Here is a 21,234-nt window from a genome sequence, read left to right as displayed (position 1 = left end):
CGACTCCTCCCGACCCCGCGCGAGGCCGCTCGTGGTTCTGTCCGTCACGGTGTGGCGATCTGCGCCCACAGCCGGCCGTACCAGGCCGAGCCGCCGCCTGAACCGCCGCCGGCGGCCGGGTCCGCTGGACCGGCGGTCGGCGGAGCGGGCATCAGGTAGGCCCTCTCCCCCGGTTTGATGTAGTGCAGCCGGCGCCGTGCCTCGTCCTCGACCCAGGCCTGGTCGCCGTAGCGCGCGACCGCCCCGCGCAGCTGGTCCACCTGGGACTGGGTCTGCGCGTTCGTCTGGGCGAGCTGCGAGAGCTTGTTCTGCTGCCGCAGGTACAGCCGCAGCGGATAGGCGAGGGTCAGGACCAGCACGCAGATCACGACGGCGAGCAGGGTCGCCCTCGTGGTCAACGCGGAGCGCGGCGCCGGCATGGGCTCAGGCGGACCGGCCGTGCCGGGGGAAGGCGCCGGCGCCGGCGAAGCGGGCCGCGTCGTCGAGCTCCTCCTCGATCCGCAGGAGCTGGTTGTACTTGGCGACCCGCTCGGAGCGGGCCGGCGCGCCGGTCTTGATCTGGCCGCAGTCGGTCGCGACGGCGAGGTCGGCGATCGTGGTGTCCTCGGTCTCGCCGGACCGGTGCGACATCATCGCCCGGTAGCCGCTGCGGTGGGCGAGGGTGACCGCGTCGAGGGTCTCGGTGAGCGTGCCGATCTGGTTGACCTTGACCAGCAGGGCGTTGGCCGCCTTCGCCGCGATCCCGCGGGCGAGGCGCTCCGGGTTGGTGACGAACAGGTCGTCACCAACGAGCTGGACCTTCTCCCCGAGGCGCTCGGTCAGCGAGATCCAGCCGGCCCAGTCGTCCTCGGCCAGCGGGTCCTCGATCGACACGATCGGGTAGGCGTCGACGAGCTCGGCGTAGTAGTCGCTGAGGAACTCCGCGCTGCGGGCGGCGCCCTCGAACGTGTAGGAGCCGTCGGCGAAGAACTCGGTGGACGCCACGTCCAGCGCGAACGCGACATCCGAGCCGAGGCGCAGGCCGACCTTGTCGACCGCCTCGGCGATGAGGTCGAGCGCCTCCCGGTTGGCGGGCAGGCTCGGGGCGAAGCCGCCCTCGTCGCCGACGCCGGTCGCGAGGCCGCGGGCCTTCAGCACGCTCTTGAGCGAGTGGTAGACCTCGGCGCCCCAGCGCAGCGACTCGGAGAAGGTGCTCGCCCCGATCGGGGCGACCATGAACTCCTGGATGTCGACGTTGGTGTCGGCGTGCGCGCCGCCGTTGAGGATGTTCAGCATCGGCACCGGGAGCACGTGCGCGCTCGGCCCGCCGAGGTAGCGGAACAGCGGCAGGCCGCTGGCCGCCGCGGCCGCCTTGGCCACCGCCAGGCTCACGCCGAGCAGGGCGTTCGCGCCGACGGCGGACTTGTCCGGGGTGCCGTCGAGATCGATGAGCGTCTGGTCGAGCAGGCGCTGCTCGGTGGCCTCAAGCTCGATGATCGCCGGGCCGATGCGCTCGATGACGGCCCCGACGGCCTTCGTGACCCCCTTGCCGCCGTAACGGTCCTCACCGTCACGCAGCTCGACGGCCTCGAAGGCGCCCGTGCTCGCCCCGCTCGGGACCGCGGCACGACCCAGCGTGCCGTCTTCCAGGACGACCTCGACCTCGACGGTGGGATTGCCACGCGAGTCCAGGATCTCGCGGGCTCCGACAGCCTCGATGGACGGCACGGTGTGACCTCCGAATGTGACGGCTCGAACGCGACGATGCAGTGACCGGAACGGATCGTCGCGGACCGGTGCCCGAGAGCACCCGCGCCGCGCCCGGCGACTCGCCGGAGGGCAAGGTGAATCCCTGCCGCGGGGACGAGCGGTGCCGTCCGGACGAACCGGTCGGTGCCGAGACTACCGTCGGGCCCCGCACGACGCGGTGCCGATCCCGGTACGGCGCGCCGCTTGCCGCGGCGCCGGGCGTCGCCGACGCCGACGCCCGGCTGGCCGCGGCCACCGGGCCCCGAAGCCGTGTCACGCATCCCACAACCGCCGGCACCCGAGTGACCGGCACCGCTGGCTCCCTCGTGGGGCCCGCCCGGTGACGGCGCCCCCGCCGACGCCCTGCCGACGCCCCGCCGACTCAGCCGATGCGGCCCAGCGGCGGCATCATCAGCGGGCCGGCGGCGGGCAGGCCGAGGCGCGCCGCCAGCGGCGCCCAGGCACCCCAGCCGGCGACGAACCCGCCGGCCGGCGCGGCGCCGAGCCCGACCGCCGCCGCGGCCGGGCCGAGCACGTCGGGGGCCAGCGCGGCGGCGAGGCGGGCCCAGGTGCCGGCGGGCGCCCGCGTCCCGCACACCCCGGCGGCGGAGCGGTCCTCGCTGGACTTCGGCGCCCGGCCCCGTTCCAGCACCGACGGCTTCGGCGCGAGGCGCACCCGCGGCGTGTCCTCGCCGGGCAGCCCGGCCCGGGACCAGGCCAGGCGAAGGGCGTCCGCGAGGCCGCCGAGCTCGTCGACCAGGCCGTGCGCCTGGGCGTCGGCGCCCGTCCACACCCGGCCGCGGGCCAGCTCGTGCACCTGCTCGCGGGTCAGCCGCCGGGAGGCCGCGACCTTGTCGACGAAGTCGGCGTAGACCCGGTCGAGGAACTCCTCCAGCTTCTCCCGCTCCCCGGCGGTGAACGGGCGGCGCGGCGACATCATCAGCGCGTGCTCGCCCTCGGCGACGGCACCGAAGCCCACACCGACCTTCTCCAGCAGTTCGCGGACGACCTGCTTGCCGGCGAACACCCCGATCGACCCGGTCAGCGTGCCGGGACTCGCGACGATGACATCCGCGGCGAGGGAGACGAAATACCCGCCGGAAGCGGCCACGTCGCCCATCGACACGATCAGCGGGCGCCCGCTCGCGCGGAACAGCTCGGCCTCCCGGCGGACCAGGTCCGAGGCGACGTAGGACCCGCCCGGGCTGCTCACCCGGAACACCGCGGCGGCCACGTCGTCGTCCCGGGCGGCGGCGCGGAACGCGGCGGCGGTCGCCTCGGCGGCGAGCACCGGACCGGAGAACGGACCCGAGGCGCCCGCCCCGAGAACGACCGGGCCGGTGCCGTGGATGAGCGCGACGACGGACCGACGCGGGTCGCCGTGCGGCGGGGTGACGGACGGCGCGAGCGGGGTGCCCTCGGTCGCCGCCGGCTGGTTGCGCGGCGCACCCGCGCCGCCGTCGGGCTCCGGGTTCGTCTCGCGCAGGAAGAACGCGCCGGGCCCGCGCGCGGCGAGCGTCGTCACCCTGCGGACCGGGGACTTCTCCCGCCGCGCGGCGAGACGCCGGTAGGCCGAGGCGTACATCAGCACCGGCTCGGCCGCGTCCGCGTCGGCGGCGTCACCGTCCGGCCGTGGGCCGGGGTCCCGCGCGGGGGTGGCGGCGCCGTCGGCCGCCGCGTCGCCGCCCGGGTGGCGCACCCGCCGGCGGGCCGCGTCGTACACCTCGTCGCGGTAGCCGAGCCGGTCGATCAGCCCCGTGTCCAGGGCGACGGACCCGGCGAGCGGGCCGAGGTCGATCAGTCGCCGGACCCGGTCCGGCGACATCGAGCGACCCTCGGCGATGCCCGCGACGACCTGCTCGGAGGAGGACTCGATGATCCGGCTGACCGCCTCCAGGTGCGCCGGGGTGAAGTCCCGCTCGACGAGGGTGTTCACCGCGTTCTTGTACTCGTAGCGCTGCCCGATCTCCACGGCCACCCCGAGCCGGTCGAGCGCCCCGCGCAGGAACGGCGTCTCCATGCCCAGGCCGGTCAGGCCGCAGTCCCCGGACGGCGCCAGCCAGATCTCGTCGAACGCGCAGGCCAGGTAGTACGGCCCGGTGCCCCCGCCGAACTCGCCGAACGTGTCGGCGTAGGCGATGGCGGTGCCCCCGGCGGCGCGGAAGGCGGCGATCGCGGTGCGGATCTCCTGGATGCGGGCCAGCGGCATCCCGCAGGCGGCGATGTGCGCGACGACGACGGGGACCCGCGGGTCCGCCGCGGCGTACCGCAGGCCCTCGACGACGTCGCGCAGGGTGGTGCGGCGGTGCGCGAGCGCGAGGGTCAGCGGGTCGCTGGGGACACCTTCCAACGGGTCGGCCGTCAGATCGAGTTCGAGGACGACCGGGGCCGTCCGGCGAGCTGCGATCTGGCGGACGTCGGCCAGCGCCTTACGTGGGATGGCAGCCATGCTCAGAGGCTAGTACCGCCGGCTCCCAGGGTTCTCCGGCCGGGCCACCTCGCGGTCGCCGGCTGGTCACCGATCCGCGGTCACGGCGCCTCCCGGACGGGTGGCGGCAACCCAGAGTTCCCGCCAGCGTGCGGCGGGCAGCGTCGCGGGGGGCGCGCCGGCCGGCTGGGCCGCCCGCTCGGCGGCCGCGAGTCGCTCACGGAACCGGCGCGCGGCGGCCCGCAGCGCCTGTTCGGGATCGACCCGCGCGGCGCGGGCCAGCGCGACGGCGGCGAGCAGCAGCTCCCCGAGCACGTCCTCGCCCCGGGCGGCCGGTTCGCGCAACGCCTCGTCGGCCTCGGCGGCGAACGCGGCGAGCCGCGCGGCCGCCGCGGCGACACCACCGTCCGACCCCGCCCCCTCCCCCCTCCGCGCGCCCGGCTCGCCCTCGCCGGCCGGGCTCGTGGCGGGCGGCGCCGGGGCGGCGAACGCGAGGTCGACCGGCACGCCGACGCCGCCGGCGCGCTTGAGCAGCTTCGCGGCGAGGGACAGCGCCGGCTGGGACAGCGGCACGCCGTCGGTCACCGAGGTCCGCGCCTTCTCTGTGGACTTGATCGCGTCCCAGTTGGTGACGACGTCCGCCGATCCGGCGACGACCACGTCGGCGAACACGTGCGGATGGCGGCGGATCAGCTTGGCGGACAGCCCCGCCGCGACGTCGTCGACGTCCCAGCCGTCGTCCGGGCGCTCGGCGGCGACCCGGGCGTGGAAGAGCACCTGCATGAGCACGTCGCCGAGCTCCTCGCGCAGCTCGGCGACGTCGCCGTCCTCGATCGCCTGGTATGCCTCGTAGGTCTCCTCGATCAGGTACGGGGCGAGGGACTCGTGCGTCTGCTCGGCGTCCCACGGGCACCCGCCCGGGGACCGCAGCCGGTCCATCACGGCGACGGCGTCGAGCAGCGCCGATCCCGGCAGCTCCACGGTGGCGACGAGGGCGCCGACGGCGAGGTCGCCCGTGTCCGGGTCGCCCCGGTGGACAGACGAGTCCGCGGCCGAGGCGTCGGCGTCGGCGTCGGCGTCGGCGAGACGGTTGAGGACCTGGTCGAGAGGGGTCGGCGCGGCCGGGTCCGGCAGCCAGGCGATCTCGTCGACCGCCTGGTCGGGCAGGGTGGCCCGCGGGCGGCGGGCCTGCGCGCCCCCGGGCGCCCGGCCGGGCCACCGGGCGGGGCCGGCCGGTGGTGCGGAACCGTCGAGTCCGGTCACCGCCCCGGCGTCCACGACGGTGACGGCGGCGCCGGCCGCCCGCAGCGCGTCGAGGTGCGGATGGGTCGGGGCGCCGGTGAGGACGGGCACCCGGCGCAGGAGATCCCACGCGGGCGCCGTCAGCACGCCCGGGGCGACGCGCGGGCTGACCCGCACCACCGTGATCCGCAGCGGCATGGCGGGCCTCGCTTCCCGGCTCAGGACTGGACGCTCAGGTCGACGGCGGGGGTGGGCCCGGGGCGGCTGGCGATCGACCCGTCGGCGGCGACGACGGCGAACTGGCCGGAGTCCCAGCGGCCGAAGCGCGGGTTGACCGAGACCGGGTTCGCCTTCTCCGCCTGGGCGAACACGGGCCGCAGGGCGTCGGCGCGCTCGGTGGCGACGATCAGCCGGGCCAGGTAGGGCTTGGCCTGCGCGTAGGTGAGCGGGAGGCGGCCGAACATGCCCTGCGACTGGTTGTATGCCTGGCGGGTCTCGGCCTCGGTGGCCAGCAGCTTCGGGGAGACCTGGTCGCTGATGGCGGATTCCAGCGCACCGGCACGCATGATCACGTCGATGTCGGCCGGGGCGACCGCGGCGGCGGCGAGCTGCTGCTGGAAGGCGCGCGGGCTGCCGTACTGCAGGACCGCGAACGCCTGGGTGTACGCCGCGACGTCACCGTCGCTCACGGTGATTCCCCGTCGGCGTGCCTCGTCCGACAGCAGCTGTAGCTGGACGAGCGAGCTGAGCGTCCGCTGCTGCACAGCGGGCGGTTCGAGCGCGCCCGGCGCGGCCTGGCTGGTCTGCGCCTTCGGCGCGGCGGCCGACGCGGCGAGACCTCGGCTGACGATGTCACGCAGCTGGGACGTCTCGATCGTGTGCGATCCGACCTGGCCGGCGGCCCCCGCGTGCGTCGTGCAGGCTGTCCCGGCGGCCAGGACGACCACGAGCATCCCTACGCCGGCGAGGAGACGGGAGAGTTTCACACCACCACACGCTATCCCGTCAGGTGTGGCGGAGCACACCTCCATACCGGCTTCTGTCATGTCGCCGGCCGCTCAGCCGGCCGCTCAGCCGGCGGCGGCGGCGATCGAGTCGCCGGCGACGGCCGCCATCAGCTGGCCGGCCCAGGCGAGCAGCGCCCGGTCCCGCAGCGGCCGGGAGCCGATCCGCCCGGTCTCCGTCGGCGCCGGGACCAGCACGGTTCGCACCGTCGGCTTCACCACCGCGCCCTTGTACAGGCGGGTGAGCCGCAGGGTCTGGCTCTCGCGCAGCTCCAGCGGGGCGAAGCGGATCTGCCGGCCGGCGGCGGTGATCTCGGTGACGCCGAAGCGTCGGGCGAGCACCCGCAGGCCCGCGACGGCGAGCAGGTTCTCCACCGGCTCGGGCACCGGGCCGAACCGGTCGACGAGCTCGCCGCGCACCTCGTCGATGTCCGCGTCGGTGACGGCGCCGGCGAGGCGGCGGTAGGCGTCCAGGCGCAGCCGCTCGCTGGGCACGTAGTCGTGCGGGAGGCTCGCGTCGACCGGCAGCTCGACCTTGACCTCAGGTGGTTCCTCGACGGCGTCCTTGCGGTATTCGGCGACCGCCTCGCCGACCATCCGCACGTACATGTCGAAGCCGACCGAGGCGATGTGGCCGGACTGCTCGCCGCCGAGCAGGTTGCCCGCGCCGCGGATCTCCAGGTCCTTCATGGCCACGGCCATCCCGGCGCCCAGGTCGTTGTGCTGCGCGATGGTGGCCAGCCGGTCGTGGGCCGTCTCGGTCAGCGGCCGTTCCGGCGGGTAGAGGAAGTACGCGTAGGCGCGGTCGCGGCCACGGCCGACCCGGCCGCGCAGCTGGTGCAGCTGGGACAGGCCGAACACGTCGGCCCGCTCGACGATCAGCGTGTTCGCGTTGGAGATGTCCAGGCCGGACTCGACGATCGTGGTGCAGACGAGGACGTCGAACTTCTTCTCCCAGAACGAGACCATCACCTGCTCGAGGGCGTCCTCGTGCATCTGGCCGTGCGCGGTGGCGACGCGGGCCTCGGGCACCAGCTCGCGCAGCCGGGCGGCGGCCCGGTCGATCGACTCGACCCGGTTGTGGATGAAGAAGACCTGGCCCTCCCGCAGCAGCTCCCGGCGGATGGCCGCGGCGACCTGCCGGGCCTCGTAGGGGGCGACCGAGGTGAGCACCGGGTGGCGCTCCTCGGGCGGGGTGTCGATCGTGGACAGCTCCCGGATGCCGGTGATCGACATCTCCAGGGTGCGCGGGATCGGCGTGGCGCTCATCGTGAGCACGTCCACGGCCGTGCGCATCTGCTTGAGCTGCTCCTTGTGCTCGACGCCGAAGCGCTGCTCCTCGTCGACGATCACCAGGCCGAGGTCCTTGAACTTCATCTCGCCCGACAGCAGCCGGTGGGTGCCGATGACGACGTCGACGCTGCCGGCGGCGAGGCCCTCGAGGGCGGCCCGCTGCTCGCTCGCCGAGTTGAACCGGCTCATCGCCTTCACGACGACGGGGAAGGCGGCGTAGCGCTCGCCGAAGGTCTGGAAGTGCTGCTGGACCAGCAGCGTCGTCGGCACCAGCACGGCGACCTGCTTGCCGTCCTGCACCGCCTTGAACGCGGCCCGCACGGCGATCTCGGTCTTGCCGTAGCCGACGTCGCCGCAGATCACCCGGTCCATCGGGACCGGCTTCTCCATGTCCGCCTTGACCTCGTCGATCGCGGCGAGCTGGTCGGGCGTCTCCCGGAACGGGAACGCGTCCTCCAGCTCGCGCTGCCACGGGTTGTCGGGGGCGAACGCGTGGCCGGGCGAGGCCATCCGGGCGCTGTAGAGGCGGATCAGCTCGCCGGCGATCTCCTTGACCGCCTTGCGGGCGCGGCTCTTGCGCTTGGCCCAGTCGGCGCCGCCGATGCGGTCCAGGCTGGGGGCGTCACCGCCGACGTAGCGGGTGATCTGTTCGAGCTGGTCGGTGGGGACGTAGAGCCGGTCGCCGCGGGCGTACTCCAGCAGCAGGTACTCCCGCTTGGCGCCGGCGACGGTGCGGGTGACCATCTCGACGTAGCGGCCGACGCCGTGCGCGTCGTGCACGACCATGTCGCCGGGGGCGAGGGCGAGCGGGTCGATGCCCTTGCGCCGCCGGCTCGGCATCCGCCGCATGTCCTTGGTGGTGACGCCACGCGCGCCGGCGATGTCACTTTCGGTCAGGACGGCCAGGCGCAACGTGTCGCTGGCGAAGCCGGTGGCGAGCTGCCCGCGGGTGACGACCGCGACGCCGGCGGCCAGCTCGGCGGACTCCGCGTAGCGCGCGCCGAGGTCGGCGTCGCGCAGCATCTCGACGAGCCGCTGGGCGGGGCCGTGTCCCTCGGTGACGAGCAGGACCCGCCACGACTCGGCCAGCCAGCCCTTCACATCGGCGATGACCGCGGCGACGTCGCCGTGGTAGAGCCGGGCCGGCCGCATGCTCGCGACGACCGTGTTCTCACCCTCGGTGAGATCGGTGACCGCGGCTGCGGCTCCCTCGGCGTCACCGGTGTCGGCCGGGACGGGCGCCGCGGCGAACGGGCTGACCGACCACCAGGGCAGGCCCAGCTCGCCCGCGCGGTCGCGGACATCCGCGATGGTGCGGTAGGCCGCCGCGCCGAGGTCGATCGGGGCGCCACCACCGAGCGCCGCGACGCTCCAGGACGCCTCCAGGAACTCCTGGCTGGTCCGCACCAGTTCGCTGGCCCGGGTGCGGACCCGCTCCGGGTCGCACACCAGCACGTGGGTGGCCGCGGGCAGCTCGTCGAGCAGCAGCGACATGCCGTCGACGAGGACCGGGGCGAGGGCCTCCATACCATCGACGGGGATCCCGTTGGCGATCTTGTCGAGCATGTCGAGCAGCTCGGGATGCTCGGCGGCGAGCTCGGTGGCGCGGGCCCGCACCGGCGGCGTGAGCAGCAGCTCGCGGCACGGCGGCGCGAACAGCGTGACCCGGGCTCCGGCGCCGCCGTCGGCCGGCTCGTCCGCGGGCAGCGCCCGCTGGTCGGCCACCGCGAACCGGCGGATGTCCTCCACCTCGTCGCCGAAGAACTCGACCCGCAGCGGGTGCTCCTCGGTGGGTGCGAAGACGTCGAGGATGCCGCCGCGCACGGCGAACTCGCCGCGCCGCTCGACCAGGTCCACCCGGTGGTACGCGATCTCGACCAGCCGGGTGACCACGTCGTCGAGATCGGCGGTGTCGCCCACGGCGAGGCTGACAGGCGCGAGCTCACCGAGGCCGGCGACCTGCGGCTGCAACACCGCGCGCACCGGCGCCACGACCACCCGCGGCGGCCCGGCGGCGCCCGGATGGGCGAGGCGGCGCAGCACCGCGAGACGCTGGCCGACCGTGTCCGCCCGGGGGGAGAGCCGTTCGTGCGGCAGCGTCTCCCAGCTCGGGAAGACCGCCACGGCCGCCGCGCCGAGCAGGTCGCCGAGCGCGGCCGCGAGATCCTCCGCCTCCCGGCCGGTGGCGACGACGGCGAGCACCGGCCGGCCCGCGCCACTCGCGGCGGCGAGGGCGGCGGCGGCGAACGGCCGCAGGGCGGCCGGCCCGGCGAGGTCGAGAACCGGCTCGCCGGCCGCGCCGATCGCCCGGCCCAGGGCGGGATCGCCGCCCGGTCGGGCGATCAGCGTGGCAAGCAGCGGCTCGAGGGTCATGGGTGTGTCCCTGTGCCTCTCGGAACGAGTGGAAGAAGCAGAACACCGCGAGACGCGGATCGCGACCGCGGAACACGACGACATGGCGAAACGGGGCCCACCACGGCCCGGACCCGCTTCGACCGACGGCCCGGCCCGCGCCCGGATGGGATCCCGGACCGGTCGGCCGACAAGGCCAGCCAAGCCGGCGCCCGACCCCGTCGGCACAGACAATATGACCAGCCTACGACAGGACGACCGGCCACCGCGGCCCCGCGCCGCCGGCCGCGGTCCGGCGATCCGCGTTCGCCGTGCGTGGCCCGCCGGCTGTGGCCCGTCATGTGGGGCCCGTCATGTGGGGCCCGTCATGTGGGGCCCGTCGGCTGGAGCCCGCCGGCTGGAGCCCGCCGCGCGGGCGCGCCAGGGGGCAGATCGACGTACAGTCGACTGCCTGGCGTCCAGTACCGGTCGCCCAGTGCCTACGCTGAGGACAGGGTCGAGTTGTCCACCACGCGCCGCGACGTCTCTGGATCGGACACCGACCGCCGCGATGTCCATCAGATCGGGGATGTCGCCGAGCGGGTCGGTCTCTCCCTGCGCACCGTTCGCTACTACGAGGAGGCCGGCCTGTTGCGGCCGGTCAGCCGGACCGTGGGCGGTTTCCGGCTCTACGACGACGACGCGATCGAGCGGCTGCTGCTGATCCGGAAGATGAAGCCGCTCGGTTTCAGCCTCGAGGAGATGCGCGCGCTGTTGACGCTGCGCGACGAGCTGGCGGAGCCCGAGCTCGCGGTGGAGGCCCGGGCGCTGCTGCGGGAACGGCTGGGAACCTGGGTGCTGCTTGCCGAGGAGAAGCTGTCCTCGCTGCGAGAGCAGGTCAGCGTGGCCGAGGCGTTCGTCGGCGGCCTGCACGATGACGCGGACCGAAGCGGAGCCGGCTGACCCAGCATCGCGCCCTGACCCGCCGACGCCCCGCGCGCCCCGGTGAGGGGGCAGGCGGGGCGTCGGGCGACGCTGCTGCCGGCAGTCCGGCTCCGTGCGGGCGATCAGCCCCAGAGCCGCTGGTAGACGGCGGCCGCCTGCGGGTTGAGGTCGGGGTTCACCAGGGATGACCGGACGTTGTCCGGTTCCGAGTCCGGGAAGTACGCCTCGTAGGCGAGGATGTCCGCGTTGTGGCTGAAGGTCTCGTACATCTTCTCCATGTAGACGGGGTTGTCCCCGCCCGCGGCCCCGGCCCGGCCCGCCTTGGTGCCCTGCTGGCTGACGACGCCCCACTCCGGCACCGAGAACAGCTTGTTGTGGGTGCGGGCGAACGTGATCACCTGGCAGAGTCCGCCGTCGCCGTTGCACTGCTGGTCGAACGCGGCGTACGTCGGGCTCGGCGGGTACTGGTCGTAGCTGTCGATCCCGATGACGTCCACGTACTGGTCGCCCGGGTACAGGTCGAACGCGTCGACGGGTGTGGTGGACCCGTGGGCGTTGAGGTTCCAGTCGATGCGGACCGACGGGCTGGTCGACTTGATCGCCGCGGAGGCGTGCTGGAAGCACTGGATCCACGCCTGCGGGTCGGTCGCGGCCCAGGCGAACCACAGGCCGTTGAACTCCCAGCCGAGCCGGACGAACGAGTCGCCGCGGCCCCTGTTGACCAGCCAGCTGCCGAACTGCTTCCAGTGGGCGTCGTAGTTGCCCGCCGCGCAGTCGGTGAGGTTGCCCTTCTCCGGGCCTGAGTCCGGGAACAGCGGCTGGGAGATCACCCAGGTGCCGGCGTACCCGGCGAAGGTCGACGTGCTGCGGCCCATCCACGGGCTGGTCAGGTCGTTCCAGCTACTGCGGTCGGTGTACATCACGACGACGTCGTTGGGCCGCCCGCGGAAGGTCGCGAAGGTGTTCGCCTGGGCAAGGGTGTGCGCGGCCACGCCGGTCGGGAACGGGCCGGTCGTCGCCGCCCGGGCGACCCGCGGGACGGTCGAGGCCGGCACCGCCGGCTGGCCGCCCTGCTGGGCGGCGCCCACGGGTCCCGCGGGCGCCGGACCGGTCGCCACAGCGCCCGCGCTGCCGCCACCACCGGAGGGCACCAGCAGCAGCGCCGTGACCGCGACGAGGGTGAGCACCACGGCGACCGCGACGGCGACGATCGGCAGATGCGGGACCCGACTCGCTCCGCCCCAGTGGTCGAGGATCCAGGCCGCCGCCCGGGACCGCCCGGAACCGCCGCCCTGGTCCGCCGACGACGCGATCCGGCGCTCCGGGGCGACCTCCCGGGCATGGCGACGGCCATGGTCGTCGGCCCGGGCCGGGGTGGGCACCCGGTCGGCGCTGCCGCCCCGCGGGCCGGTCCGGGCGCCGGCCGTCCTCGTACCGGCACGCCCCGCGACCGGACGGGCGGCCCCGGATCCGGCCGCACCGGGCCTGGGCCCGGTCGCGCCAGCGGCGCCGTAGCGCGACCCGTCCGCGTGCGCTGCGCCGGGTCGCGGGGTGGCGAACCGTCGGTCGGCGTCGGCCCGCTCCGCCCGGGTGCGGGCGGTCTCGCCGCGTCCGCCGGCCCGGCCCGGCTCGACGTCCCGGGCCGCCGACGTCCGCGTGCCGTCATCAGCACGGCCGGGACGCGGGTCGTGACCCGGCTCCGAGGTGACCGGGCGTCGTCCGGCCGTCGGGTCGGCGGACCGCCATGCGTCCCGGCCGGACGGCGGGCGGCCGAGGTCGGGCGCCGGCACACGCGCTATCTGCCGGGTCAGTCCGGCGTCGTCCGGTTCCGCGCCGCGCCGCGGGTCGGCGCCGCGCCGACCCGTCTCCCAGGGCGGTGGCCCGAGCTCGGACCAGCGCAGCACGCCGGTGTCCTCGCACGAGGGCGGACCGGCCGACGGGGACGGCGCCCGCCGCGGGCCCGAGGGCTGGCGCGCCGGCGGGGCGGTGTCCTCCGGGGGGAACGCGGGCGGCGACGCCTCCGAGGGCGGCGGCACCGGAGGGGGCGGCGGCGGGAACGGCGGCCTCGCCGCGGGAGCCCCGGCGGCGCCGTCACGCCGGGGGCCGACCCGGCGGATCTGGAACAGCCCCGTGCCCTCGTTCAGCCAGTCCGGATCAGGGCTCCCGGCGGGCGACGCCGAGTCCTCGGCCGCCGGCGACACCGAGACCGCCCCGGCACCGCCCGCGCCGGGCTCGTTCACCCACAGGTCACCGGGTTGGAATCCCGGCAGCCGGGCGCCGGTGCCCGGCAGCCGGGCCTCCCCGTCCGACGTCCGCCGGTCGTCGCCAGCATCTCCGCGGCCACCGGCGTCCTGGTATGCCTGCGCATCCCAGTGATCGTCGGTGCCGCGGTCCCGGGTGTCCTCACGGTCCCGGGTGTCCTCACGGTCCCATCCGCTGGACTCCGGCCAGGAGACCGCCGGGCGCCGGGAGCCGGAGCGGCCGTGATCGCCGGCGGCCCGGGGGCCGGCCGGCCCGTGGGCCGGCGGGGGCTCCTCACCGCCCGCGCCCCGGCCGGCCCGCCGGATCGCCGTCGGCGGCAGCAGGACGGCGGGGGGCTTGCGGTGGGGGCGCGCGGCCCGCCTGGCAGCACGTCCGTCGTGATCCTCGCCCGGCGGCGGCTCGCCCGGCGCCGACCAGTCGTCGTAGCCGGTGGCCCCGGCCGGGCGGCGGGGCTCCCTGGGCTCGTCCGGACGGCGCGACGTCACCGGGGCTGCCTCGTGGTCTCCACCGCGTCGGCCGGGGATGGGGGCGTCGACTGAAGAATCGTCGAGTTCGTCACGCTCAGCGGCGAAATGATGATCTGACGCACGCGGCCGTTCGGGCCGAGGCGCGCGCGGCGGTCGGCGTCGTTGCGCCGACGAACTGGGTGCGACCGGCGCCCGGTCCCCGACCGGGGGCTCATCCGGCCAGGAGCGCTCGCGCACCCGCATCACCCCAGATCGTGCTCTCCTGGCCAACGGCACTGCTCGGCGTATTTGGCGCGCGACTTTCACCCAGGGTGACGAATCCTCGGCCCAGGGGGCCCGCTGCGCACTTCGCCGACGTCAGGGACGCCGTGAGCCGGGGCTCTCTCACCAATCCAGTAGTGACGGACGAACCGTAACAACAACGCACGAAGAGCGATGTCGGCGGCCTCGGCCTATCACGGACAGCAACGGTCATCCGCATCGGCACCAAACCCCTTCCGCTCCGTGGGGAACCAGCCGGCGACGCCGGCACACCGGACCCGCGCCATTGCGGGATCCACCTGAAAGGACGCGGTATCCGTCGGGTGAGTTGTCGGCCCAGCGAAGATCTGGCACTATCTATCGGCTGTTCGCCACGAAGGTGGGCCGCGCAGTGCCCTTGCCCGGTCGTCCGGGTGGCGCGCCGCGGGCCGCCGACCGACCGGCCACCGGGCCGGCAAGGCCCGCCTCACGGCCGCTCATCAACGCCTCTGAGCTGGGCAAAGAGCTTCTTGACCGGGCTGGCGCGCCGCCACCGTCAGCGGCCGGGGACGGCGAACTCGGCGCAGGCGTGGCGGGAATCTCGCGGGGGCGACCGGCTGTGTGGCCGACCCCACCGTGAACAGGTCAAGGCCCGACAGCACACGGCCACGAGGAGACTACGCCGCGCCGAGGCGGCCCCGCGGAAATCCGACGTCCACGCCTGTCGGTCACGCGCGACGGCCGTCTGATCCTGATGTCCGGTCGGACGGCGATGTCCGGTCCGATATCGGGTCGAGAGTGGCGGGATGGAGGGAGTCCGCGGGCAGGCCGGGGGCCGTACGGTACCGTTGCGACGGCAGTGCCGGGGGGGCACCGAGGGTGGCGGTCCGTCACCGGCGCGGTCGATCACCGGCACGGACGAAAGCCCAGCATGACAGGAGCAGCGGCAGAGGGGGAACGCGGTCGCGACCGCCTGAACGCGGCCGGGACAGCGACGTCCTCGGGTGCGGGAGCGTGTCTGCCGGCCCGCCAGCAAGCGATCGGCGGCTGACCCCGCCGACCCGGGTCCCAGGCATCGGTCGGCGAGTGGCGGCGGGCCGAGGCAGATGCCCGGCCAAGCCGTGGTCCCGCCGGGACCAACCTCATCAGCGCCCATCCGCCCCGCCGCGGCCCGACCGGGGCATGAGCACGGGAGACGCAACAGCCTTGAGCACCGACAGCGCGCAGAGCACCGAGACCGTCGACCCCGCCGACATTCCCGTCGTCATCCTCTGCGGAGGCATGGGCACCCGGCTCCGGGAGGCCAGCGAGAAGCTGCCCAAGCCGCTGGTGGACATCGGCGGCAAGCCGGTGCTGTGGCACATCATGAAGACCTACGAGCACTTCGGCTTCCGCAAGTTCGTGCTCTGCCTCGGCTACAAGAGCGACCTGATCAAGAACTACTTCCTGGCCTACCGGGAGCAGGTCGCCGACTTCACTCTTACGCTCTCGGACGACCACACCCCCGAGTTCCACAACTCCGTGGGCGATGAGAAGTGGGAGGTCACCTTCGCGGAGACCGGCCTGCTCACCGGAACCGGCGCCCGCCTGCGCCGGGTCGCGCAGTACCTGACCGGGCCTCGCTTCATGCTCACCTACGGTGACGGCGTCGGCGCCATCAACGTGCGGGCCGTGCTCGACGACCACCTGGCCGGCGGTCGCATCGGCACCGTGACCGGCGTGCGGCCGTCCAGCCGTTACGGCGAGCTGGAGACCGCGGACGGGAAGGTCACCCTGTTCGCCGAGAAGCCGCCGCAGACCGGCTGGGTGAGCGGCGGGTACTTCGTCTTCGAGCGCGAGTTCATCGACAAGTACCTCGACGACGACCCGTCGCTGCTGCTGGAGCGTTCCCCGTTGCAGTCCCTCGCCCGCGACGGCGGACTCACCCTGCACACCCACGAGGACTTCTGGATGGGCATGGACACGTTCCGCGACTGGACCGAGCTGAACCAGCTCTGGGACTCCGGCAACGCGCCGTGGCGCGTGTGGGCCGACTGACCGCCGGTCGTCGACGGCTGCTGCTGCGGACGGACACACACCGATGACCGCCTCTCCCGAACCGGCCGGCACCGACGACCCGGGCCGCTGGTTGCACGACCTGATCGCCGACCTGCTGCCGCCGATGCGCAGCATCACCGGCGAGGGCGTCCGGGCCACGCTGCACACCGTGGCCCGGGCGCTCGGCCCGGAGCTTCCGCTCACCGTGCACGAGGTGCCCAGCGGGACGCCGGTGCTGGACTGGACGGTGCCCCGCGAGTGGAACGTCGCCTCGGCGAGACTGATCGGCCCGGACGGCAAGACCGTCGTCGACGCGGCCGACAACCCGCTGCACCTGCTGGGCTACAGCACGCCGCTGCGAACCCGGCTGAGTCTCGACGAGCTGCGCCCGCACCTGTTCTCGATGCCCGACCGGCCGGACTGGGTGCCCTACCGGACGTCGTACTACAACGAGAACTGGGGCTTCTGCCTGACCGACCGGCAGCTCGCCACGCTGCCCGACGGCGAGTACGAGGTCGAGATCGACACCGCGCTCACCGATGGTTCCCTCACCTACGGCGAGATCGTGCTGCCCGGTGCCACGGACGACGAGTTCCTGATCACCACGCACACCTGCCACCCGGCGATGGCGAACGACAACTGCTCGGGCATCGCCGTAGCGGCGCTGCTCGCCCGCACGCTCGCCGCGGCGCCGCGCCGGCACACGTTCCGCCTGCTGTTCATCCCGGGCACGATCGGGTCGATCACCTGGCTCGCCCGCAACCGCGACACCGTCGGCCGGGTCCGCCACGGGCTGGTGCTGACCGGCCTCGGCGACCGCACCGACCCGACCTACAAGCGCAGCCGGCAGGGCGGCGCGACGGTCGACCGGGCCGCCGCCACGGCACTCGCGCAGACCGGCCGGCCGCACCGGGTCGTCGACTTCTCGCCCTACGGCTACGACGAGCGGCAGTTCTGCTCGCCGGGCTTCGACCTGCCCGTCGGCCGCTTCGGCCGCGGCCAGCACGGCGAGTACCCGCAGTACCACACCAGCGCCGACGACCTGGACTTCGTGACGCCGGCGTCACTCGCGGACTCGTTCGCCATCCTGCGGCGGATCGTCGAGATCTGCGAGGCCGACCGCGTCTGGCGCAACACCGCGCCATACGGCGAGCCGCAGCTCGGCCGGCGCGGGCTGTACCGGGCGATCGGCGCGACGATGAACCGCCAGGCCGTCGAGATGGCGCTGCTGTGGGTGCTCAACCTCGCGGACGGCACCCGCAGCCTGCTCGACATCGCCGAGCGGGCGGACCTGCCGTTCGACACCGTCGCCGAGGCCGCGGCCGCCCTCGCGGGGGTCGACCTGCTCGTCGACACCGCCGGCGAGCCGGCCGGAGCAGGCAGTGGCTGATCCCGACGCCGGCTCGTCCCGGACCGCGCCCGGCGCGGTCTGGACGATCGTGCTCGCCGCCGGCGGCGGCACCCGCTTCGGCGGTCGCAAGCAGTTCTTCGACCTCGGCGGCGAGCCGCTCGTCGCGCACCCGGTCGCCGCGGCGACCGCGGCGGGCCACGGCGTCGTCGCCGTCCTGCCCGCCGAGCCCGGTGGCTGGACTCCCCCGGCCGGCGTCACGGTGGCCGTCGGCGGGGCGACCCGGGCCGAGTCCGTCCGGGCGGGGCTCGCCGCCGTCCCCGCGGACGCGGAGATCATCGTCATCACCGACGCCGCCCACCCGCTGGCGACCGCCGCGCTGTACCGGCGGGTCGTCGACGAGGTCCGGGCCGGCGCCGACGCGGCCGTGCCGGGGCTGCCGCTGACCGAGGTCGTCAAGGAAGTGGCCGTCAAGGAAGTGGCCGTCGAAGAGGTGGTCGTCCAGCAGGTCCGACCGGCGGGACCGACCGCCGGGGCAGCCCGCCCGGCGCGGCTGATCGCCGGGGCGTCGCTGGCCCGGGAGACCCACCGGCTGGTGCAGACCCCGCACGCCTTCCGGGCCGAGCTGCTGCGGGCCGTGCACGCCGGCGCCCCCGAGGCGGTCGAGGACTCGCAGATGGTCGCCGACGCCGGCGGGACGATCGTGGTCGTCCCCGGCGAACCCGCCAACATCCATGTCACGACGCCGGACGAACTCGCGATGGCCCGGCTTCTGCTCACCCACGTACGGTCCGAAGGGGAACCCGATGAGTACGGTTCAGGTCGAGTCCACGCTCTCCGATGACGAGCGGCGGGCCAAGCTCTACCAGGGCGACCTGTTCGTCTACGCGCCGAAGCCGGCGACCCGCGAGTTCGTCGAGTTCGCCCGGGCGCTGATCCGCGAGGCGTTCGGCGACCTCGACCCGGAGACGGCGCAGCACCACATGCCGGTGGAGGACTACGCCGCGCTGCTCGCCGAGCTCAAGCCGCGGTTCATCCACCACCCGACCTGCAAGGAGCTGCTGCCGGCGATCCTCGCCGAGCACGGCGCCGACACGACGAAGACCTATTTCGACGTGCCGCGGCTGCGGACCTCCACGTCGGACGACTACCTGACCTCCGGTATCGCGTACGCCTTCCACCCGCACCGGGACACCTGGTACTCCGCGCCGTTCTGCCAGCTCAACTGGTGGATGCCGATCTTCGACATCGAGGCGGACAACGGCCTGGCCTTCCACCCGCGGTACTTCTCGCAGGCCGTCCGCAACGGTTCGGCCGAGTACGACTACTACGAGTGGAACGCGAAGAACCGGGCGAGCGCCGCGAAGCACATCAGGTCGGACACCCGTAAGCAGCCGAAGCCGGAGGAGGAGGTGGAGATCTTCCCGCAGACGCGGGTGGTCGCCCCGTCCGGCGGCATGCTCATCTTCTCCGGCGCCCAGCTGCACTCGTCGGTGCCGAACAACACCGGGCGCACCCGGTTCAGCATGGACTTCCGCACCGTGCACCTCGACGACGTCCTCGGCCACGTCGGCGCGCCCAACGTCGACTCGGACTGCACCGGCACCACCATGCGGGACTACCTGCGCGGCACCGACCTCAGCCGGATCGACGAGGACGTCTGCCTGACCTACGACACCGCCCCGCCCCGCGAGGACGCCGTGCTGGTCTTCTCGCACACGGCCCAGGCATGACGGCGCCCCCGGCCGTCACTGCGGACGGCGTGCCGCTCGCCGGCCACGTCGCCGTCGTGACGGGCGCCTCCAGCGGCATCGGCCGGGCCACCGCGCTGCGCCTGGCCGCCGACGGCGCCACCGTGCTCGCCATCGGCCGCGACCAGGAGCGGCTCGACAGCCTGGGCAAGGAGAGTGCCGGCCCCGGCACGCTGCTGCCGGTCCGCCTCGACCTCACCGACGACAGCGCCGTCGGCGAGCTCGTCGCCGACATCACCGCGCAGCACGGCCGGGTCGACCACCTGGTGCACAGCGCCGGGGCCTACACCAGCGCCCGGGTGGACGCCGCCACGCTCGCCGACCTGGACGCCCAGTACGCGGCGAACGTGCGTGCCCCCTACGCCCTGACCCAGCGCCTGCTGCCCGCGCTGCGGGTCGCCGGCGCGGACACCGGAGCGGACATCATCGTCGTCAACTCGACCCAGGGCATCCGCGCGGGCGCCGGCACCAGCCAGTTCGCCGCCACCCAGCACGCCATGCGGGCCTTCGCCGACAGTCTCCGCCAGGAGATCAACGCCGACGGCGTGCGGGTCACGACGATCCACCTCGGCCGCACGGCGACCCCCCGCCAGGAAACGATCTACGCGCGGGAGGGCCGCCAGTACACACCGTCCCTGCTCGTGCAGCCCACCGACGTGGCCGACCTCGTCGCCTACCTCATCGGCCTGCCGCCCAGCGCGGAGATCACCGAACTCCACCTCCGGCCGGCGAAGAAGTCCTACTGACAGGGCCCCTCAGCCAGCCGGCTGGGCGCCGAAGAGCTGCCGGTAGCGCTCGGCGGCGCGGGGGTTGCTGGGCGGGTCGATCAGCGCGGACTGGACGTTGCCGGCGTCGGTCGCGGTGAAGTACGCCTCGTAGGCGAGGTTGGCCCGGTTCGCCGAGAAGAACGCGTACATCGCCTGGACGAAGAACGGGTTGTCCCCGCCGCCGCCGGCCGACCGGACGACGCCCCACTCCGGCACCGCGAACCGCTTCCCGTGCTCGTGGGCGAACCGGGCGACGGTACAGGCGCCCGAGGGCTGGGCGCACTGGCGGTCGAAGGTCGCCTGGTCGAGCGACGGCGGGTAGGAGTCGTAGGCGTCGACGCTGACGATATCGACGTACTGGTCGCCGGGGTAGGCGGCCCACACGCCGTCGCCGTTGGGCATCGTGTCCCGGTGGGCCGAGACGTTCCAGTCGATGCGGACCGCCGGATCCGTCGACCGGATGGCGCTCACCGCACGCTGGTAGCAGGTCCGCCAGGTGGCGGTGTCCCGCGGGTACCACCAGAACCAGTTGCCGTTGAACTCCCAGCCGAGCCGGACGTAGGCATCGGGGCGGCCGTTGCGGACCAGGGTCCGCCCGAACGTCGCCCAGTTCGCGTCGTAGTCCCCGCGGGCGCAGGCCGCCTCGTTCCCGCTTGCGGGGAACAGCGGCTGGGCGATGGACACCCGGCCTGGATAGGTGTCCGGCCGCAGCCCGGACAGCGGCCAGTCGTCGGCGACGATCTTCTGCCAGCTGCCGCGGGCGGTGAAGACGACGGCGACGTCGGTCGGCCGGCCCGTCCAGCGTTCCCAGCCGGCCAGGTCGCGCGGCGGGTTCGCGTTCGCGCCCGATGGCCAGCTCACGCCACCGGCGGCCGGCCCGGCCGCCGAGGCGGCGGGTGCGGGGGTCACGCCCGGGCCGGGGTGGCGCTCGACCGCGCCGCCGTCGTGCCGGCCGAGCACACCGCCGCCGAGCACACCGCCGCCGAGCAGCACGGCGGCGGCGATGGCGGCCAGGACCGCGGCGGCCCCGCAGACCGCGAACACCCGCCCGCGCCGTGAGCGCGGTCGCCCCCGACGCGGCGGCGGGCCGCCGAGCCAGGCCGAGATCCCCGGTGCCGGCTCGAGGTCCGTGGACGCGCCAGAGTCCACGGACCCCGCGGCCGGATCGCCCGGCGGCCTCATCCGGACGGCCGGCGGCATGGTGCCGGTGTCGGCGCCCGCGCCGGACCCGGCGGGGCCATCACCGCCCGCTGTCACAATGACACCTCCACAGACCTGGCGGACCGGCGACCACACACGCAGCGCAATTATTCACCGACCGGTCCGTCTTGCACGGAGGGCACGCGCAGCGACAACACGCGGCTACCTTCCGCCGCCACTCGCCTCGCGGG

General features: G+C 74.4%; 14 protein-coding genes. 6 read left to right on the top strand and 8 right to left on the bottom strand.

What is annotated here, in order from left to right:
• Positions 1–44 precede the first annotated feature (44 nt).
• The 6 genes from MXD60_RS13635 to mfd form a co-directional block, all read right to left on the bottom strand.
• Positions 45–419 (bottom strand): FtsB family cell division protein, encoded by a 375-nt coding sequence (locus MXD60_RS13635; protein ID WP_248819423.1) that lies wholly within the window; start codon positions 417–419, stop codon positions 45–47.
• 4 nt (positions 420–423) lie between these two features.
• A complete protein-coding gene (gene eno, locus MXD60_RS13630) occupies positions 424–1,707 on the bottom strand; it encodes a phosphopyruvate hydratase (protein WP_248819422.1) in 1,284 nt (427 codons plus the stop codon).
• A 403-nt stretch (positions 1,708–2,110) separates the two neighbouring features.
• Positions 2,111–4,177, bottom strand: coding sequence for a signal peptide peptidase SppA (gene sppA / locus MXD60_RS13625; protein ID WP_248819421.1), 2,067 nt, complete (start codon positions 4,175–4,177; stop codon positions 2,111–2,113).
• A gap of 66 nt (positions 4,178–4,243) precedes the next feature.
• Entirely contained in the window at positions 4,244–5,596 is a 1,353-nt protein-coding gene (gene mazG / locus MXD60_RS13620; RefSeq protein WP_248819420.1) for a nucleoside triphosphate pyrophosphohydrolase, read from the bottom strand.
• A 20-nt stretch (positions 5,597–5,616) separates the two neighbouring features.
• Entirely contained in the window at positions 5,617–6,384 is a 768-nt protein-coding gene (locus tag MXD60_RS13615) for a SurA N-terminal domain-containing protein (protein WP_248819419.1), read from the bottom strand.
• An 84-nt stretch (positions 6,385–6,468) separates the two neighbouring features.
• Positions 6,469–10,068 carry a transcription-repair coupling factor gene (mfd, locus tag MXD60_RS13610; protein ID WP_248819418.1) on the bottom strand — a complete coding sequence of 1,200 codons (3,600 nt, stop codon included), beginning with the start codon at positions 10,066–10,068 and terminating at the stop codon, positions 6,469–6,471.
• Positions 10,069–10,548: 480 nt separating this feature from the next.
• Between mfd and MXD60_RS13605 the strand changes: the two genes are divergently transcribed.
• Positions 10,549–10,989 carry a MerR family transcriptional regulator gene (locus MXD60_RS13605; RefSeq protein WP_248819417.1) on the top strand — a complete coding sequence of 147 codons (441 nt, stop codon included), beginning with the start codon at positions 10,549–10,551 and terminating at the stop codon, positions 10,987–10,989.
• 104 nt (positions 10,990–11,093) lie between these two features.
• On the opposite strand, the gene MXD60_RS13600 is transcribed toward MXD60_RS13605, so the two are convergent.
• Complete coding sequence (locus MXD60_RS13600) at positions 11,094–13,718, bottom strand: glycosyl hydrolase (protein WP_248819416.1); 2,625 nt, start codon at positions 13,716–13,718, stop codon at positions 11,094–11,096.
• A 1,404-nt stretch (positions 13,719–15,122) separates the two neighbouring features.
• Here MXD60_RS13600 and MXD60_RS13595 point away from each other — a divergent pair.
• The 5 genes from MXD60_RS13595 to MXD60_RS13575 are packed head-to-tail and all read left to right on the top strand — an operon-like array spanning position 15,123 to position 19,822.
• Positions 15,123–15,977 (top strand): sugar phosphate nucleotidyltransferase, encoded by an 855-nt coding sequence (locus MXD60_RS13595; RefSeq protein ID WP_248819415.1) that lies wholly within the window; start codon positions 15,123–15,125, stop codon positions 15,975–15,977.
• A gap of 43 nt (positions 15,978–16,020) precedes the next feature.
• The gene (locus MXD60_RS13590) at positions 16,021–17,367 is read left to right on the top strand and encodes a DUF4910 domain-containing protein (RefSeq protein ID WP_248819414.1); all 1,347 of its coding nucleotides are present in this window, start codon (positions 16,021–16,023) and stop codon (positions 17,365–17,367) included.
• Positions 17,360–18,169, top strand: coding sequence for a 2-C-methyl-D-erythritol 4-phosphate cytidylyltransferase (locus MXD60_RS13585; protein WP_248819413.1), 810 nt, complete (start codon positions 17,360–17,362; stop codon positions 18,167–18,169). The genes MXD60_RS13590 and MXD60_RS13585 overlap by 8 nt, the downstream gene beginning before the upstream one ends.
• Positions 18,132–19,058: a phytanoyl-CoA dioxygenase family protein gene (locus MXD60_RS13580; RefSeq protein WP_248819412.1), complete on the top strand. Its 927-nt coding sequence runs from the start codon at positions 18,132–18,134 to the stop codon at positions 19,056–19,058. The genes MXD60_RS13585 and MXD60_RS13580 overlap by 38 nt, the downstream gene beginning before the upstream one ends.
• Entirely contained in the window at positions 19,055–19,822 is a 768-nt protein-coding gene (locus tag MXD60_RS13575) for an SDR family oxidoreductase (protein ID WP_248819411.1), read from the top strand. Before MXD60_RS13580 ends, MXD60_RS13575 begins: the two co-directional genes overlap by 4 nt.
• A 9-nt stretch (positions 19,823–19,831) precedes the next feature.
• On the opposite strand, the gene MXD60_RS13570 is transcribed toward MXD60_RS13575, so the two are convergent.
• Positions 19,832–20,887: a glycoside hydrolase family 26 protein gene (locus tag MXD60_RS13570; RefSeq protein ID WP_248819410.1), complete on the bottom strand. Its 1,056-nt coding sequence runs from the start codon at positions 20,885–20,887 to the stop codon at positions 19,832–19,834.
• Positions 20,888–21,234: the final 347 nt, after the last annotated feature.

The sequence above is a fragment of the Frankia sp. AgB32 genome, assembly GCF_023243045.1.
GTDB lineage: Bacteria > Actinomycetota > Actinomycetes > Frankiales > Frankiaceae > Frankia.
The sequence above is the reverse complement of the archived record's forward strand: the minus strand, read 5'-3'. Positions and strand labels throughout refer to the sequence as shown.

Coding starts and splice junctions, on each gene's coding strand:
- MXD60_RS13635 (WP_248819423.1), bottom strand. CDS start 419: ATGCCGGCGCCGCGCTCCGCGTTGACCACGAGGGCGACCCTGCTCGCC.
- sppA (WP_248819421.1), bottom strand. CDS start 4,177: ATGGCTGCCATCCCACGTAAGGCGCTGGCCGACGTCCGCCAGATCGCA.
- mazG (WP_248819420.1), bottom strand. CDS start 5,596: ATGCCGCTGCGGATCACGGTGGTGCGGGTCAGCCCGCGCGTCGCCCCG.
- mfd (WP_248819418.1), bottom strand. CDS start 10,068: ATGACCCTCGAGCCGCTGCTTGCCACGCTGATCGCCCGACCGGGCGGC.
- MXD60_RS13595 (WP_248819415.1), top strand. CDS start 15,123: ATGAGCACGGGAGACGCAACAGCCTTGAGCACCGACAGCGCGCAGAGC.
- MXD60_RS13590 (WP_248819414.1), top strand. CDS start 16,021: ATGACCGCCTCTCCCGAACCGGCCGGCACCGACGACCCGGGCCGCTGG.
- MXD60_RS13580 (WP_248819412.1), top strand. CDS start 18,132: ATGAGTACGGTTCAGGTCGAGTCCACGCTCTCCGATGACGAGCGGCGG.
- MXD60_RS13575 (WP_248819411.1), top strand. CDS start 19,055: ATGACGGCGCCCCCGGCCGTCACTGCGGACGGCGTGCCGCTCGCCGGC.